Annotated in this window: 11 protein-coding genes and 2 pseudogenes; 8 read left to right on the forward strand and 5 right to left on the reverse strand. The window is 63.2% G+C overall.

All coding sequences use genetic code 11. The features are described 5' to 3' along the window. Positions 1–62: 62 nt before the first annotated feature. Both E2A64_RS12070 and dgcA read right to left on the reverse strand, forming a co-directional pair. Complete coding sequence (locus tag E2A64_RS12070; protein ID WP_133284730.1) at positions 63–2,378, reverse strand: NADP-dependent malic enzyme; 2,316 nt, start codon at positions 2,376–2,378, stop codon at positions 63–65. Positions 2,379–2,504: 126 nt separating this feature from the next. Beyond that, entirely contained in the window at positions 2,505–3,488 is a 984-nt protein-coding gene (dgcA, locus tag E2A64_RS12075) for an N-acetyl-D-Glu racemase DgcA (RefSeq protein WP_133284731.1), read from the reverse strand. A 98-nt stretch (positions 3,489–3,586) separates the two neighbouring features. On the opposite strand from dgcA, the pseudogene E2A64_RS18195 reads away from it, so the two are divergent. The 5 genes and pseudogenes from E2A64_RS18195 to E2A64_RS12095 form a co-directional block, all read left to right on the forward strand. After that, positions 3,587–3,910, forward strand: a pseudogene (locus tag E2A64_RS18195) (STAS domain-containing protein); the annotation flags it as partial. Positions 3,911–4,006: 96 nt separating this feature from the next. Then, a pseudogene (locus E2A64_RS12080) lies at positions 4,007–4,789 on the forward strand (MlaE family ABC transporter permease); the annotation flags it as partial. Between the two features lie 9 nt (positions 4,790–4,798). After that, positions 4,799–5,641, forward strand: a complete 843-nt coding sequence (locus E2A64_RS12085; protein WP_133284733.1) for an ABC transporter ATP-binding protein — start codon at positions 4,799–4,801, stop codon at positions 5,639–5,641. A 22-nt stretch (positions 5,642–5,663) separates the two neighbouring features. Further along, a complete protein-coding gene (locus E2A64_RS12090) occupies positions 5,664–7,034 on the forward strand; it encodes an MlaD family protein (protein WP_133284734.1) in 1,371 nt (456 codons plus the stop codon). A 90-nt stretch (positions 7,035–7,124) separates the two neighbouring features. Then, a complete protein-coding gene (locus E2A64_RS12095; protein WP_133285056.1) occupies positions 7,125–7,718 on the forward strand; it encodes an ABC-type transport auxiliary lipoprotein family protein in 594 nt (197 codons plus the stop codon). Here the strand turns inward: E2A64_RS12095 and E2A64_RS12100 are convergent. Together E2A64_RS12100 and E2A64_RS12105 are read right to left on the reverse strand one after the other, a co-directional pair. Further along, entirely contained in the window at positions 7,715–8,170 is a 456-nt protein-coding gene (locus E2A64_RS12100) for a VOC family protein (protein ID WP_206662444.1), read from the reverse strand. The genes E2A64_RS12095 and E2A64_RS12100 overlap by 4 nt on opposite strands. A 1-nt stretch (position 8,171) precedes the next feature. Then, positions 8,172–13,364 (reverse strand): apolipoprotein A-IV repeat region-like domain-containing protein, encoded by a 5,193-nt coding sequence (locus tag E2A64_RS12105; protein ID WP_133284736.1) that lies wholly within the window; start codon positions 13,362–13,364, stop codon positions 8,172–8,174. A 378-nt stretch (positions 13,365–13,742) separates the two neighbouring features. Here E2A64_RS12105 and E2A64_RS12110 point away from each other — a divergent pair, with 378 nt between their 5' ends. From E2A64_RS12110 to E2A64_RS12120, 3 genes are all read left to right on the forward strand, one after another. Beyond that, positions 13,743–14,111, forward strand: coding sequence for an Hpt domain-containing protein (locus E2A64_RS12110; RefSeq protein ID WP_133284737.1), 369 nt, complete (start codon positions 13,743–13,745; stop codon positions 14,109–14,111). A gap of 194 nt (positions 14,112–14,305) precedes the next feature. Next, positions 14,306–14,626 carry a 2Fe-2S iron-sulfur cluster-binding protein gene (locus E2A64_RS12115; protein WP_133284738.1) on the forward strand — a complete coding sequence of 107 codons (321 nt, stop codon included), beginning with the start codon at positions 14,306–14,308 and terminating at the stop codon, positions 14,624–14,626. Between the two features lie 29 nt (positions 14,627–14,655). Continuing rightward, positions 14,656–15,681, forward strand: coding sequence for an NAD(P)/FAD-dependent oxidoreductase (locus E2A64_RS12120; protein ID WP_133284739.1), 1,026 nt, complete (start codon positions 14,656–14,658; stop codon positions 15,679–15,681). 49 nt (positions 15,682–15,730) lie between these two features. On the opposite strand, the gene E2A64_RS12125 is transcribed toward E2A64_RS12120, so the two are convergent. Then, on the reverse strand, positions 15,731–16,342 hold the full coding sequence (locus E2A64_RS12125; protein ID WP_133284740.1) for a DUF922 domain-containing Zn-dependent protease: 612 nt from the start codon (positions 16,340–16,342) through the stop codon (positions 15,731–15,733). Positions 16,343–16,465: the final 123 nt, after the last annotated feature.

Below are 16,465 nucleotides of genomic sequence, written 5' to 3' on the forward strand. Positions count from 1 at the left end.
GAATGCATTAACAATCCAATTACCATGGCGGGCTTGTCGCGAGATTGTCAGTCAGCCAGCGCTTACACCGTCGCGAGGCGTTCTGCCGGGAAGGACGCTTCGACCACGGCCAGCGTCGCCATGTTGACGACGCCGCGCGAGGTCACCGACGGCGAGAGGATGTGCGCCGGCATGGCGCTGCCGAGAAGGATCGGACCCACATGCAGCGCCTCGGTCATGGTCTTGACCACCCCGAGGGTGATGTTGGCGGCGTCGAGGTTCGGGAAGACCAGAAGATTGGCTTCGCCGGTCAATGTCGTATCCGGCATCACGCGCCGCCGGAGCATTTCCGAAAGCGCCGAATCTCCGTGCATTTCGCCGTCCGCTTCCAGGTCCGGATCCCGCTCCTTGATGAGGGCTGCGGCGCGGCGCATCTTTTCCGAACTCTCGGAATCGCGCGATCCGAAATTGGAGTGAGACAGAAGGGCGGCGCGCGGCACGATGCCGAAGCGGCGGATTTCGCGGGCCGCCATTTCGGTGACGGCGGCGATCTGCTCGGCGCTGGGGTCGAAGCAGACAGAGGTATCGGCCAGGAAGGTCGCGCCGCGCTGGCTGATCAGCAGGCTCAATGCGGCATATTCGATAACGCCGGGCGCCTTGCCGATGATCTGGGAGACGTCGCGCAGATGTTTCTGGTAGCGGCCTTCCAGACCGCAGATCATCGCGTCGGCCTCGTTCCGGCGGAGAGCGAGAGCCGCGATCACGGTGGAATTGGTGCGAACGATCGTACGGGCAGCCTCGGGGATCACGCCCTTGCGACCGACAAGGCCGAAATAGTCGTCGACATAGGAGCGGAAGCGCGGATCGTCTTCCGGATTGACGACCTCGAAATCGGTCTGGGGACGGATTTTCAGGCCGAAACGATCGAGCCGGTTGGCGATGATCGACGGTCGCCCGATGAGGATCGGCTCGGCGATGTTTTCCTCGATCAGCACCTGGGCGGCCCGCAGCACGCGCTCGTCCTCGCCCTCGGCGAAGATCACGCGCTTGCGCGATGCGGTCTTGGCCGCGGTGAAGAGCGGCTTCATGATCAGGCCCGAGCGGAAGACGAAGCGGTTCAGCCGGTCGATATAGGCTTCCATGTCCTCGATCGGGCGCTTGGCAACGCCGGTCTCGGCGGCAGCTTTCGCAACGGCGGGCGCGATGCGCAGGATCAGGCGCGGATCGAAGGGCGAGGGGATGAGGTAGTCCGGGCCGAAATTCGGCGTGTCGCCGGAATAGGCGCGGGCCGCGACGTCCGAGACTTCTTCCTTGGCGAGATCGGCAATCGCGTTGACGGCGGCGATCTTCATTTCCTCGTTGATCGTCCGGGCGCCGCAATCGAGCGCGCCGCGGAAGATGTAGGGGAAGCACAGGACGTTGTTGACCTGGTTGGGGAAGTCCGAGCGCCCGGTACAGATCATGGCGTCGGGGCGTGCTTCGCGGGCGAGGTCCGGCATGATTTCCGGATTCGGATTGGCGAGCGCCATGACGAGCGGCTTGTCGGCCATGCTGGCAAGCAGTTCCGGTTTCAGGACGCCGGCGGCGGAAAGACCGAGAAAGACGTCGGCGCCGCCGATCGATTCCTCGAGTTTGCGCTTGTCCGTCTTCTGCGCATAGACGGACTTCCACTCGTCCATCAGCACTTCGCGACCCTCATAGACGAGGCCTTCGATATCGTGGACCCAGATGTTTTCGCGCCGGGCGCCGAGGCTGACGAGAAGATTGAGACAGGCGAGGGCGGCTGCTCCAGCGCCGGACGTGACGATCTTGACGTCCTCGAGTTTCTTTCCGGCGAGACCAAGACCGTTGAGGATGGCGGCCGAGACAATGATCGCCGTGCCGTGCTGATCGTCGTGGAAGACGGGGATGTCCATCTGTTCGCGGAGCTGGCGTTCGACCACGAAACATTCCGGTGACTTGATGTCTTCGAGATTGATGCCGCCGAAGGTGGGTTCGAGCGCAGAGATCACGGTGACCATCCGGTCGATCTCGGGCGCATCGATCTCGATGTCGAAGACGTCGATGCCGGCGAACTTCTTGAAAAGCACCGCCTTGCCTTCCATCACCGGCTTGGAGGCGAGAGGACCGATATTCCCCAGACCCAGCACGGCCGAGCCGTTGGAGACGACAGCCACGAGGTTCGAGCGGGCCGTGTAGTCGGCCGCCGTATCGGGATCGTCCTTGATGGCGAGGCAGGGGGCGGCGACACCGGGGGAATAGGCGAGCGCGAGGTCGCGCTGGTTGCCGAGCGGCTTCGTCGCCTGGATCTCGAGCTTGCCCGGGCGCGGATATTTGTGAAAGAAAAGCGCGTTTTCGTCGAGATCGCCGCTCATCGGCTTCGACTTGTCGGTGCTCATGTCGTGTCCCCCGGAGGTCCATGCAGATAACAAACGCGGCCCCTTAAGGCCGCGGCGCTATCGTTTAGTCTCTTTCGATTGCGGATGAAAGCCGTGTGACGGCTCTTCCGCAGCAAACCGCTTTTGTCAGCCCCAGAGATCGGAACCGGGCGGAGAAACCATCGAACTCGTATAGGTCAGCGCCGAGGGGCGATCCTTTGCGAGAAGCAGCGGGCCGTCGAGGTCCACCCAGTCGGCATCCTGGGCGAGAAGCACTGCGGGAGCCATCGCAAGCGAGGAACCCAGCATGCAGCCGACCATGATGCTGAAGCCGATCTCGCGGCCGCGGTCGCGCATTTTCAGGGCTTCGGTCAGGCCACCGGCCTTGTCGAGCTTGATGTTGATGGCGTCGTAGCGTTCGTAGAGACCTTCGAGGTCCTCGCTGGTGTGCACGCTCTCGTCGGCGCAGATCGGTACCGGATGCGGGATATGGGCCAGAATCTCGTCCTTGCCCGCCGGCAGCGGCTGCTCGATGAGCCCGATATGGGCTTCGGCGGCGGCAAGCAGATGTTCGCGGACATTGTCTTCGGTCCAGCCCTCATTGGCGTCGAGAATGATCTCGGCATTCGGAGCAGCGCTCGCGACCGCGTGAATGCGGGAGCGGTCGTCGGCGGTGCCGACCTTGACCTTGAGAATCTTCTGCGAGGAATGGGCGCGGGCGGCATCGGCCATGTCGGCAGGTTCGCCGAGCGAGATCGTAACCGCCGTCGGGACCGGACGCGGAAGTATCTTGCAGGCGGCCTCGAAGGCGCGGCGGCCGCTGCGTTTCGCTTCCAGATCCCACAATGCGCAGTCGATGGCGTTGCGGGCGGCACCTGCCTTCAGTGCACTCTGAAGCGCCTCGCGATCGAGCCCGTTGGCAATGGCTTCCGCCAGCGCCTCGATCTCTTCCATGACGCCTTCGACGCTTTCGCCATAGCGGGCATAGGGAACGCACTCGCCGCGACCTACATGTGCGCCGTCCTGGATGATGCAGGTGATCACATCGGCGGAGGTCTTCGCGCCTCTCGAAATGGTGAAAGGCTTGGCGGTGGGAAAGCTCTCGCGGAGGACTTTCAGGCTAGGCGACATGACTTACCTTCACTTGATGGGTGCAAATAATTGCATCCGGGAGATTATTCGGGCCTTGCGTCAATGACAGTGGGACAGCAAGCCGCTATGAAGTCTGCATGTTGAGCGACGCGAAAAAAAAGGCAAGGGGCGATCGGAACGCAGGTCAGGGAGCGGCGAGGCTCGCCGACCATGAACCTGCCGCTCTGGATCTCGAGGAAAGCCCGCAGGGCCTGGTCTTGCGGCTGTCGGGCGACTGGCGGCATTCCGGCGTCGCATCCGTCCAGGAGGAGATGGCACGGCTCGCAAAATCGGCCGACGCGAACCGAATCACGATCGACCTCGGTCAGGCCAGCCATCTCGATACGGCGGGCGCTTGGCTGGTGCGGCGTCTCAAGCTTCGCGCCGAGGAGCGTGGCGGCACGGTAACCGTCGACGGTCCGCATACCTGGGTCGAGCTCATTGAGGCCTTGCCGGACGTCACCGCGGCTTCAGTGCGAAAATCCGAGCCGCGCAAACCGCTGTTCAATCTCGTGTTCGAGCCGCTCGGCAAGTCGATGTACGAGTTGTGGGACGATCTGGTCGCGGCGGCCTTCATTCTCGGCTCGGCGGTGCGCGGCGCGCAGATGAAGCTCAATCGCGGCAGCGGCGTATCGCCCGCCTCCGTGGTCGCGCAGCTCGACCATATGGGTGTGCGCGCGGTGCCGATCATCGTGCTCATGTCGTTCCTGATCGGGGCGATCATCGCCCAGCAGGGTGCGTTCCAGCTGAGATATTTCGGGGCGGAAGTCTTTGTCGTCGACCTCGTCGGCATCCTCCAGCTCCGCGAGATCGGCGTTCTGCTGACCGCGATCATGATCGCGGGCCGGTCCGGCAGCGCGATCACGGCGGAGATCGGCTCGATGAAGATGCGCGAGGAAGTCGACGCGCTGAAGGTGATGGGACTGAACCCGATCGGGGTGCTGGTCTTCCCGCGGCTTCTGGCGCTGGTCATTGCGCTGCCGCTCCTGACCATCATCGCCAATTTCGCGGCCCTGTTCGGTGCCGCGGTGGTGTCGCTTGCCTATTCGGGGATTACCTTCGACGTGTTTCTGGGGCGTCTGCGCGAGGCGATCGACCTCTCGACCATCGCATCGGGCATGATCAAGGCGCCGTTCATGGCGCTCATCATCGGCATCATGGCCGCCGTCGAGGGATTGAAGGTGGGCGGAAGTGCGGAATCGCTCGGCCGCCGGGTCACGGCCTCGGTGGTCAAATCCATCTTCGTGGTCATCCTTGTCGACGGCCTGTTTGCCATGTTCTACGCGGCTATCGATTTCTAGGTGCCAGGAATGTCCGAGACTGAAATGACCGCAGAGCAGGCAGAGGGGACGAGGGAAACCATTCTCGAAGTGCGTGACGTCACCGTCGCCTTCGGCAAGAACGTGGTTCTCGACAGTCTGGATCTCGATGTCTATCGCGGCGAGATTCTCGGCTTCGTCGGCGGGTCGGGCACGGGAAAGTCGGTGCTGATGCGGGCGATCCTGCGCTTGCTGCGCCGCCAGTCCGGCACCATCCGCATTCTCGGGCACGATTACGACACAGCCAACGAGGCCGACCGGATCAAGCTCGACATGCGTCTGGGCGTACTCTTCCAGCACGGCGCACTGTTCTCAGCCCTCACGGTGCGTGAGAACATCCAGGTGCCGATGCGGGAATATCTCGATCTGCCGCAATCGCTGATGGACGAGCTGACGGCGGTCAAGATCGAGATGGTCGGCCTCGACCCGTCGGCGGGCGCCAAATATCCGTCGGAACTCTCGGGCGGCATGATCAAGCGCGCCGCACTCGCGCGCGCACTGGCTCTCGATCCGGATATCGTCTTTCTCGACGAGCCGACGTCGGGGCTGGATCCGATCGGTGCGGCGGAGTTCGACGAGCTGATTGCGCAATTGCGCGACACGCTCGGCCTGACCGTCTACATGGTGACCCATGACCTCGACAGCCTGTTTTCGGTGTGTGACCGGATTGCAGTACTCGGGCAAAAAAAGGTCCTCGTATCGGGAACCATAGCGGAAATGCTTGAATTCGACGACCCATGGGTTCAGTCCTATTTCCGCGGTAAACGCGCCCGAACCATCAGCGGTTATCCCGATGGTTCAGGTTCAAATGCGGAACAATACCGCACCGAATAGGCAGGGAAGTGAGTTCAGTTACATGGAAACGCGGGCCAATTACGCCATCGTCGGACTCTTTACGGTACTGGTCATCCTGTCTGCCTTCGGCTTCGTCTACTGGATGTCGCAGGTGGGCGGCGGCGGTGAAACCGGCCGCCTGATCGTCCGTATTCCCGGCTCGGCCAACGGACTGTCCGTGGGATCCGCCGTGCGCTTCAACGGTATTGCGGTGGGCTCGGTGCGTCGACTCACGATTGACAGCGAGAACCCGAAATTCGTGATCGCCGATACCGAAGTGCGCGCCGATGCACCGATCTTCCCGGATACCAAGGCAGCCCTTGAAATTCAGGGCCTGACCGGTTCGGCCTATATCGAGTTGCAGGGCGGCACGCCGAGCGGAACGAACATCATCCGCGAGGCGATCCAGAACGAGGGCGTTGCCCATCTGGAAGCCGATCCATCGAATATCACCAACCTGCTGGCGACAGCCGACCAGATCATGACCCGCGCCAACAATGTGATCGGTGAAATCGAGGGTTTCGTCAACGATGCGCGCGGTCCGCTGACCCAGACGATGCGCAACGCCGAGACGTTTACCGATGCCCTGGCCGAGAATTCGCAAGGCATCGACGATTTCCTCAAGTCGGTCTCGGGACTGTCGGAGACGATCCAGAGTGTTTCCGCGCGGCTTGATTCCACGCTCGAGGCCGCGCAGACGCTGCTCGAATCCGCGCAGCCCGAGAAGATCACCCAGATCGTCACCAATGTGGAGAAGGTGACCAAGGACGTCGCCGACGCCTCGGGCGACATCTCCAAGGTCGTCACCCGGCTGTCCGACGCGGCTGAATCGTTCAAGACCGTCGGTCAGCAGGCCGGGCAGACTCTGGAGCGCGTCGATAACCTGATGGCGGAAGTCGATCCGCAGAAGGTGCGCAAGGTCGTCGACGACATTTCGGTGGCCAGTGGCGATGCGCGTGTGGCGATTGCCGACGCCAAGAACGTCGTGCAGACATTCACCGACCGCAAGGACGATTACGACCAGATCATCACCGACGTGAAACAGATGGCCAACCGGCTGAACAACGCCTCGACCCGCGTCGATGGCGTTCTGGCCAAGCTCGACAGCCTGCTGGGCGACGACGAGACCAACAGCCTGATGACCGACGCGCGTGATACGCTGAAGTCCTTCCGCGACGTCGCCGACAATCTCAATGCGCGTATCGGGCCGATTGCGGATAACCTGCAGCGGTTCTCGACCTCGGGGCTGAGCGATGTGGAAGCGCTGGTGCAGGATGCGCGGCGTTCCATCAACCGGATCGAGAGCAGCATTTCGAGTATCGAGCGCGATCCGCAGCGGGTGATCTTCGGGGGCGATACAGTGAAACAATATGACGGTCGAACCCGTCGCTAACATGGGGACAGATCGGGGACCGGTCGCGCGTCGCAGACACGGCACCCCGTTCATCGCAGGACAATGAAATTGAACGTATATCGGGAATTCATGTCGGGCATGCGAGCCAGTGTGGTTGCAATGGTCGGCCTTGCGCTTCTGTCGGGCTGCGGCGCGCTGGGAACGAAGACGCCGCCGGACACCTACGCGCTGACCGGCACGCCCGAAGTGGAGGGCCGCGCATCGCCGGGCCGTCAGATCCTGATTGCCGAACCCCTGGCGCTCAAGGCGCTCGACAGCGAGCAGATCGTCATCAAGCCCACGCCGTCCTCGATCGAGTATCTGGCGGATTCGCAATGGTCGGACCGTCTGCCGAAGATCGTCCAGGCCAAGCTCGTGGAAGCCTTCGAGAACACCAACCGTCTGGGCGGCGTCGGCCGTCCGGGCGAGGGGCTGGCAATCGATTACCAGATCGCGACGTCCATCCGTGCCTTCGAGGTACGGGTGCAGGGCGGCCGCACGGCAGTCGTGGAAATCTCGGCCAAGGTGATCAACGACCGCAACGGCACCGTGCGTGACCAGGAGGTCTTCCGCTCGACGTCTCCGGTCAGCGGGACGGGCAATTCGGCCTATGTGGAAGCGCTCGATCGTGCCTTCGACAACGTCACGGCCGATCTCGTGCGCTGGGCTCTGCAGCGCTTCTAGGCGTTGCCGCCGTCGCCGCCGGCTGCGACCAGTTCCACCCGGTTGCCCTCCGGGTCCGTCACGAAGATCCCGCGCCACCCGATCCAGGCAAACTCTTCCGCGCGCCATTCCACGCCCTGGGCGTCGAACCAGCGGCAGGCGGCTTGCTGGCCCTCGGGCGTCACCGTCAATGCGAGGTGATGGAGCGTCGAACGCTGACCGTCGGGCGCCGGGCGTTCGGGATTGCGGCCTTCATCGAACAAAGCCAGTATCGCGGTGTGTCCAGCCACGCCGTTGGGCAGCCTGAAAAAGATCAGTCCGCCGCGGTCCGCGAGCATCTCGAGCCCGATCACGTCGCGATAGAACGCGGTCATGGCCGCGAGATCGCTGCAGCGTATGGCGATTTCTCCTAGTCCCAGAACGGAAAAGCCCCGCTCGATGGCGGGGCCTTTCGTTTCATCCTTGCCGGTCAAGTCACGCCCGCTCGAAGCGGCCGCTGGCATGGGCCAGCATGGTGTAGACCTTGCCGGTGTCCGACGTCAGATAGGTCTGCGTCATCATGTTGTCCGGATCGTTGCGCGCGACGTCCGAGAGAAGCTTCTCGAAGTCGGCGATATAGCGATCGACGGCACCGCGGAACTCGGGTTCGCGGCCGTATTTCGACTTGATCTCGTCGAAGGTCTGCTGACCCTTGAGCGTGTAGAGGCGACGGGTGAAGACGTCGCGCTCGCCGCGCTGGTAGCGCCGCCAGAGTTCGACCGATGCATCGTGATCGATGGCCCGGGCGATGTCGACCGACAGCGAGTTCAGCGATTCCATCACATGACGCGGATTGCGGTCCTGGTTGCCGGTCCGGCTCGCGGTGCGGGCGGGCGGCGTGGAGCGTTGCTCTTCCTGAGCGGCGCCGCGCAGCAGGTCGGACACCCAGCCGGAGCCCTTGGACTGGGCGGCGGGCTGGGATGGCTTGGCGGGGGCGGGAGCATAGTCCTGGCTGCCGCGGAGCGGCGCATTGAAGGTCGGAGCCGGTGCCTGTTCCTGACGCGGCGCAGGAGCCTGCGGGCGCGGACGGGCGGGTGCCGGACGCTGTGCGGCCGGCTCGGCGATTTCGGCGCGACGGCTGGTCTGGCCGACGAGGTTTGCGAGATCCTGCAGCGCCTTGATCTGGTCGCTGACGGCGCGGCGCATGGCGGCCGCACTCTCGCGGGTTTCCTCCGGCAGGTCGAACGCACCGCGCTTGAGTTCCTCGCGCGTCGTATCCAGTTCCTTGCGGATATCGTTTGCCGAGCGACGGATTTCGTTCGTCGCTTCAGAGAACCGGGCGGAGGCGTCACCGACGGCTGCCACGATCGTGTCGCGGACCTTGCGTGCGGTGGCGTCAGCCTGTTCCTCGGTTTCGCTCAGGCTGCGACCGGCGGCCTCGACGGCAGAGCGGAGCCCCGAGCCGAGCTTGCCGGCGGTGCGGTTGGCCAGATCGTCTGCGTTCGAGAAGGCTCCGGTCACGATGCCTTCGAGCGAACGCATGGTCTTCTCGATCTCCTCCGAGCGGCCGACGAGGCCGACGGAAAGCGCCTGAAGGGCCTGCTGGCGTTCCTCGAGCGTGGAGGCGAGGTTCGACTGGGCGGCGCCCAGGAGATCCGAGGCGGATGCCAGAACGCGGGAATGTTCGTCGAAACGTCCGGCAATCTGGCCGACCTGGGTGAGCGTGTTGCCGGATATGTCCGACAGGCGCTCCACCTTGCCGTCGAGCAGCCGGGCCGAGGTCGAGATGAGATCCGACGCCTTCTGTGTCGAGCTTTCGAAGCGGCCCGAGACTTCCGAGAGTTCGGCGGATGCCGAAGCCACAGAGGTGCCGGCCGTCTCGAGCAGATAGGAGATCGAGGCGTTGCTTTCCGACAGGCGGCCCAGCAGGTCCTCGACGTTGGCGGTCAGGCTGCGCTTGGCGTTTTCGACGGCCGACAGCGTTTCGCTGGTACGGGTCGAGAGCGCGTTGATGAGCGCGGCGTTCTCGGCCTGCAGGCGCTCGGTGCTCTTCTGCGTGATGTCTGCGAGTTCGCTTGCGATCGTCTGGCCGCTTTCGGCGTAACGGTCGACGAGCGGACGAACCTGATCATCGATGAGGCGCGAGAGCTCGGAGGACCGGCTCGCCAGCATCGAGTTGAGCTCGCGGGTGCGCTCGTCCAGCGTCGAGCCGACAGCGGTGGCGCGGACGTCGATGGCCTTTTCGGTGCGCTCCAGGTTCTCGATGAGAGAGCCGGTCTGCTCGGTGAGCTTGGCCGTGAGCGATTCGGTCTTCTCGGTCAGGGCGTTGGACAGCGAGTTGGTCGTCTCCGACAGCGCCGAGGTGAGGGCTCCCGTCTTGTCCGTCAGTTCGGCGGAAATTGCGCCGGTGCGTTCCGAGAGCGCGGATGTAAGCGCGTCGGTCTTTTCTGTCAGTTCGGCCGAAATGGCACCGGTGCGCTCCGAGAGGGTTGCGGACAGGAAATCCGTCTTCTCGGTGAGCTCGGCGGAAATGGCCGAGGTCTTCTCCGACAGCTTCGCCGAGATCTGGTCGGTGGTGCCTTCCAGCGAGGAGCCGACTTCCGCCATGCGCTCGGACATGATGCGGGTCTTTTCCTCGAGCGTGCTGGCGAGATTGTCGGCGGTTTCGCCGATCTGGCCGGCGGCCCGGTTGGTCTCGTCGGAAATCAGGCTCGAAATGCGCGAGGCCTGTTCGGTGAGACGGGTCTCGCTTTCTGCGAACAGCGAATTGATCGCCTGGGCCTGTTCGGTGACCGTCTGACCGACGCCCGCGGCGATCTCGCCGATGCGCGATGCTTCCCGGTTCAGGGCATCGGCGCTGGTCGAGACCTCGGTGGCGATCTGGTTGGCGTGGGCGGCGAAGTTGGCGCTGCGCTCGTCGAGATGTTCTTCCAGCCGCTGCATGAACTGGTGGCTCTGACCTTCCATGCGGTTTGCGAAGCCAGCCGAGACGTTTTCGAGGTTCTCGCCGGCCTTGAGCGCTTCCGCATCGAGGTCGCTGGATACCTGTGCCACGGCCTCGCGCAGCTTGGCGGCAAGTCCGCCTGCCTTTTCCTCGATGGTACGCGAAACCCCGTCGAGGCCCTGGCCGAGAAGGGTATTCATGGTGTTGAGGCGCTCGTCGACGCGACCGGTGCCCTTCTCGAAGGTTTCCTCGAAACGGGCAGCCGCAACATCGGTGGACGCGCCGAAGCGGTCGGTATGCTCGTCGAACATCGACTGCATGCGCTCGGCGGCGCTGCCGGTGATATTCGCAACCCGGTCCGAATGGGTTTCGAACACGGTTTCGATGCGTTCGGCGGCGTTGTCGGTGAGCGATTCGACGCGATTTGCGTGATTGTCGAAGGCACCTTCCAGCCGGCCGGCGGTGGTCTCCGTCAGTGCTTCAATGCGGCTGGAAGCGCTGCCGGTCACGGACTCGATGCGGGTTGCATGGTTTTCGAACGCGCCTTCCATCCGTCCCGCAGCCGTATCTGCAATGGTGGCCATGCGTTTCGACTGGCTGTCGAGCACGGTTTCCATACGGTCGGCGGCGGAGTTCGCGAGCTCGCCGACCTTGCCGGCCTTCTCGTCGAGCATGGTGCGCATGCGCCCGGTCGCCTCGTCGGCGAGGAAGGCGGCGCGGCCCGACTGCTCCTCGAGAACCTTCTCGAGGCGTCCGGTGGCCGAATCGAGATCCTCGCGGATCGCCCTGGCGCGCTCGTCCATGCCGGAATTGATCTGGCCGGATTTTTCGTCGAGCGCCGAGTGGAGAGCACCGATACGGATGTCGAGTTCGGTTCCCAGATCCTGGGTCGTTTCCTCGATCTTGCCGAACAGCGACGTCGAGCGGGAGGACAGGGTTTCCTCGAAACGCTGCTCCATGCCGGCAAGGGCGGCATTGATCGAATCCGATCCGCTGTTGGCTGCATTCTCCATGCGTGCCGCCGAGGCTTCCGCTGCCTGCTGGAGGGCGGCCGTCTTCTCGTCCATGCCGCGAATGGCGCGGTCAGAGGCCTGCGCGACGACGCTGTCCACACGTTCGACATTGTCGTTGAAGGTGCTGCCGATGCGTTCGAGGCCCGAAGACAGGATGCCGTCGATGGCGCTGGTGGACCCGTGGAGGGTTTCGTTGATGCGCGAGAGGCTGTCGCTGAGCTTGCTGTCGAGCGAGCCGGCGCGGCTGTCGAAGGCGCTGGTGAATTCCGAGACGCGGTCGTCGAAGGCCGTATTCAGGCTGGTGACGGAGGAGGCGAGGCGGTCCTCGAAGAGGCTCGCCCGCAGATCGAGATCCATGACCGCGTCGTCGGCGCTCGATTTGAGCGCCTGGCGGAAAGCCGCGCCCTTTTCGTCGAGCGTCGAGTTGAGCAGGGCAAGCGTATCTTCCAGGCCGGTGGAAATGGCCTGCTGGCCGACGCCGATGCTGTCGGAAATCTCGCGGGTGCGGGCAATGAGGGTCTCGTTGAGCTCGCGGGCGCGTTCGGAAAGAGCGGCATTGAGCTTCTCGGTATTGGCGTCCAGCGTCGAGGCGCGTGTCTCGAACTCGTTGAGAAGCGCCTTTCCGCGCTGTTCGAGCTGCGCGCGCAGGATCTCGATACGGGTATCGAATTCCTCCGTGAGGTCGTTGCCCGAGGATTTGAGGGTTTCCAGGAGGCCTTCGGTGCGCGAACCGAGAAGGTTCTCGATGGCGTCGGCGACCTCGGATGTCTGGCTCTGAAGCTGCGCGGCACGGGTGTCCAGCAACTGGGCGACTGCCTCGCCGGAGGTCGACAGGCGATTGGTCAGGTCGTCGCCGGCATTGGTGAGGTCGTTGCGCAGCTGTTCATGGGCGCCGGTGATCGAGGCGCGGATACGCTCGGCATGGGTGACGATGGCGTCACGCTCGTTGCCGAGTTCCTGAACGAGCCCGCGCACGCGGACTTCGTTATCCGTGTAGCTGCGCTCGAGCGCGTTGACTTCGGCATGGACCAGGGTTTCGAGCTCGGAAGCGCGCGCAATCGTCCGCTCGATGCCTTCATTCATCGAAGAGACTTCGCGACGCACGGCCTGGCCGACCGTCATGATCTTGTCGGCGGCGATGGTTTCAGGCTCGGCAAGCCGAAGGGCTACTTCCGCCATCGAACGGGCGGCCGTCCGCATTTCGCGGGCGCGGGCCATCATGATGGCGAAGGAGAAGAAGACGAAGACCGGGATGACGATCGCCACCAGCACGCCGATGGCGGCGGGCATGGCGAGCAGCTGGTTCAGGCTGCGGATCTGCAACAGCTCCGGGCCGTAGAGCAGATTGGCAATGCCCAGGCAGCCGACGGCCCAGAACAGCGACAGCAGAAGCGCATTGCGCATGGCGCCGCGGCTGGAGCGGATCTCGAAAGCGCGCAGAAGGGCAGCGGGCGTCTTGCGGCTGTCGTCATTGGCCGGCGCGAAGGGGCCAGCCGGCGTATAGGGCGGGGTGGCGCGCGACGGCTTTTCCTGACTGGCATCAGACTGAGCGCTCTCGCCGGCCGTGGATTTCGAATCGCTGGTCCGTGCGTCCGCGAGATCCTTGGCCGCTGCCGACACCTTCGCCTCCAACTCGTCATTGGAAAGATCGCTGTCATCGAGGGCCAGGGCGTCTTCGAGCGCTTCGAACGCCTGCTCGTCGAGGCTCTTGTCTGCTTTGTTCTTACTCATGTACTTCGCTTTCGTGCCCCGTTTGGGCGTCCGGGCGGTATCCGGGGGAGTTCCGCCTGTCCTTGGAATTCCCCTCGACCGGACGTCTCACGTGCCTGTTTTCGCTGCCGAAGGCGGCAAAAATGCAATCATATCAACCAGACTAGTGACATATTAGAATGGAATCCACAATTGCGGCTCCGGGCTGCATAACAGTGTCACGTTATCCCCCGCTTTCTACAATTGGTCGCATTTTCAAAATCTGCCAATGAAACGCCATATTTAGACCTAGTTAACCATAATGACAGATTTCGATCCCCATTATGGACAGTCTTAGGCAAGGAGACAGCTGACGGGGAGCATGATCTTCCCAAACTGACACAGACAAGGAAAACCGCGATGGCGGCGTTTAACATTGCATGCGAAGCTCCCGACAGCGGCCCGACCCCGCGACCGTCCGGAGACCGGCCCATCGACCTCGTTCACCTGGCCAAGCAGACCGGTGGCGACAAGAACCTCGAAGCCGAAGTCCTTACCATCTTCGCCAAGCAGATCCGAAAAGCGGTTCACGAACTTCCCGGCCTGTCGGGCAACGCGCAGGTGAGGCTCGCGCACACCATCGCGGGCTCCGCCAAGGGCGTCGGCGCCTTCGAAGTGGCTCGCACGGCGGAAGCCATCGAGAACAAGCCCGGCCAGGCGAGGCTCCTGACGGCGTTCACCAAGGCGGTCGTCTCTGTCGACAGTTTCATCATCGGCCTGAACCGCTGAGGCCAGCCCGACGCGCCGCCGGCAACCGGCCAGCGGCAATTCGGCCTGTACGCCGGAAAGGCGAGGCCCGGGCTCGTGCCCGCCGCCATCCCGCACAGCGAATTGCCGCATTGCGCTTTTCATTCTTGTCAGGTCACCCTGAGCGTGTATGAAAACCGCATGTTTGCCACCCATGGAATGCGGGCGAGGGATATATGACCAAACTTTCCATTATCGCGTTTGACGGAACGCAGTTCGACATCGACGCCGAAAACGGTTCGACGGTGATGGAGAACGCGATCCGGAATTCCGTCCCTGGCATCGAGGCCGAATGTGGCGGCGCCTGCGCCTGCGCGACCTGCCACGTCTATGTGGACGATGCCTGGACCGAAACCGTCGGCGCGCCCGAGCCGATGGAAGAGGACATGCTCGACTTCGCCTTCGACGTGCGCCCGTCGTCGCGGCTGTCTTGCCAGATCAAGGTGCGCGACGAACTCGACGGTCTGGTCGTCCGCGTGCCAGAGCGCCAGGCCTGATCGATCTCTTCCAGAACGGAGACATCTCGATGACCACTCCGATTGAAACCGATGTCGTGATCATCGGCGCCGGGCCGGTAGGCCTTTTTGCCGTTTTCGAACTCGGCCTTTACGATCTCAAATGCCATCTGATCGACATTCTCGACAGGCCGGGCGGCCAGTGCGCCGAGCTCTATCCGGAAAAGCCGATCTACGACATTCCGGCCTGGCCGACGATCACCGGGCAGGAGCTGACCGACAAGCTCCTCGAGCAGATCGAGCCGTTCAAGCCCGAATTCCACTTCAACCGGATGGTTTCCGGCTTCAGCAAGCTCGACGACGGCCGTTTCGAAGTTGTCACCGACGAGAACGAGATCCTGGTCTGCAAGGCGGTCGTCATTGCCGCCGGCGGCGGCTCGTTCCAGCCCAAGCGCCCGCCGGTGCCGGGGATCGAGGAGTATGAAGGTTCGAGCGTGTTCTATTCGGTGCGCCGGATCGAGGATTTCCGCGACGAGGACCTTCTGATCGTCGGCGGCGGCGATTCCGCCCTCGACTGGACGCTCAACCTGCAGCCCGTTGCAAAATCGGTGACGCTCGTCCATCGCCGGCCCGAATTCCGTGCCGCACCCGACAGCGTGAACAAGATGTTCGCGCTCAACGAAAAGGACGAACTCGACTTCCAGGTCGGTCAGGTCAAGGAACTCAAGGGTTCGAACGGAAAGCTCGAGGGCGCGGTCATCAAGGGGCCGGACGGCGATGTCGAAATCGCATGCACGCGCCTCCTGCCATTCTTCGGGCTGACCATGAAGCTCGGGCCGATCGCCGATTGGGGGCTCAACCTCCACGAAAACCTGATCGAGGTCGATACCGAGAAATTCGAGACCAACATTCCCGGCGTCTTCGCCATCGGCGACATCAACTGGTATCCGGGCAAGCTGAAGCTGATCCTCTCGGGCTTCCACGAGGCGGCGCTGATGACCCAGGCGGTCAAGCGCATCGTCTCGCCCGACGAAAAGGTGGTTTTCCAGTACACGACCTCGTCGACCAAGCTTCAGAAGAAGCTCGGCGTGTCCTGAGGGCAGAGGGTTCCGGATAGGAAAAGGGCGGCTCCGGCCGCCCTTGCTTTCAGTTCTTCATCGCGTCGAGCTTGAACTGGAGCATGCGCGTCATCCGCCGCTCGAAGCTTGCGGACTCGGCGCGGTCGAATGCGACCTGAGCCCGGTCGTGTTTGGTGAGGATCTTGTCGGATTCCGCGTTGGCGGCGGCTTCCATGTCCTTGCAGTTTCTGCGCGGATACATCGAAACCAGCGATTTTTCGAGCTTGCGGGCATATTGCCGGGCTATCTCGGCATGGCGCTCCTCATGCCGCTTGATATCTCGCGAGAGGGTGTCCCAGATCATCACCACGTCCTTCTCGGCGCGGCGGCGATTGGTCCAGCGCGGAAGGATGAGCTTCGTGTGGAGCTTGATCTCGGCGCTCTTGACCTTGCAGCGGCCGTTTCGAAGCTGCTGATAGCTGATCGTGCCGCTGAACTTCATCCTGGTGGCGCCGGGATGGCGCATGTCGGTGCCGGACGCCTTCGGGCCGTGGCGCGAGAGTTCCCGGTCGAGATCGCCGGCGGTGCGTCCGCCGATGTTGAAATACTGGTAGGATTTCGAGATGAGTGTTTCCGCCTGGCCCGCCGTGGTCAGCGAGACAGCCAGAACCAATGCCGCCGCTATGGGTGTCAGACGCATGCCATTTCCTCAAATCGACTCCGCAAACCTTGCGCCATGGCGGCCGGTGATGCAACAGGAAGCCGAGCATTGACGAGCGCGCCAAGGTGACAATTTGTTGATAGCATCTCCAGAATCTTTTCA

Source organism: Pseudohoeflea suaedae, assembly GCF_004354915.1.
In the GTDB taxonomy this organism is placed as follows: Bacteria; Pseudomonadota; Alphaproteobacteria; order Rhizobiales; family Rhizobiaceae; genus Pseudohoeflea; species Pseudohoeflea suaedae.

Bases quoted from the DNA above. Each gene is read 5' to 3' on its own strand.
- E2A64_RS12120 (WP_133284739.1), top strand. From the start codon at position 14,656: ATGACCACTCCGATTGAAACCGATGTCGTGATCATCGGCGCCGGGCCG.
- E2A64_RS12125 (WP_133284740.1), bottom strand. From the start codon at position 16,342: ATGCGTCTGACACCCATAGCGGCGGCATTGGTTCTGGCTGTCTCGCTG.
- dgcA (WP_133284731.1), bottom strand. From the start codon at position 3,488: ATGTCGCCTAGCCTGAAAGTCCTCCGCGAGAGCTTTCCCACCGCCAAG.
- E2A64_RS12085 (WP_133284733.1), top strand. From the start codon at position 4,799: ATGTCCGAGACTGAAATGACCGCAGAGCAGGCAGAGGGGACGAGGGAA.
- E2A64_RS12070 (WP_133284730.1), bottom strand. From the start codon at position 2,378: ATGAGCACCGACAAGTCGAAGCCGATGAGCGGCGATCTCGACGAAAAC.
- E2A64_RS12105 (WP_133284736.1), bottom strand. From the start codon at position 13,364: ATGAGTAAGAACAAAGCAGACAAGAGCCTCGACGAGCAGGCGTTCGAA.
- E2A64_RS12115 (WP_133284738.1), top strand. From the start codon at position 14,306: ATGACCAAACTTTCCATTATCGCGTTTGACGGAACGCAGTTCGACATC.
- E2A64_RS12090 (WP_133284734.1), top strand. From the start codon at position 5,664: ATGGAAACGCGGGCCAATTACGCCATCGTCGGACTCTTTACGGTACTG.
- E2A64_RS12110 (WP_133284737.1), top strand. From the start codon at position 13,743: ATGGCGGCGTTTAACATTGCATGCGAAGCTCCCGACAGCGGCCCGACC.
- E2A64_RS12095 (WP_133285056.1), top strand. From the start codon at position 7,125: ATGTCGGGCATGCGAGCCAGTGTGGTTGCAATGGTCGGCCTTGCGCTT.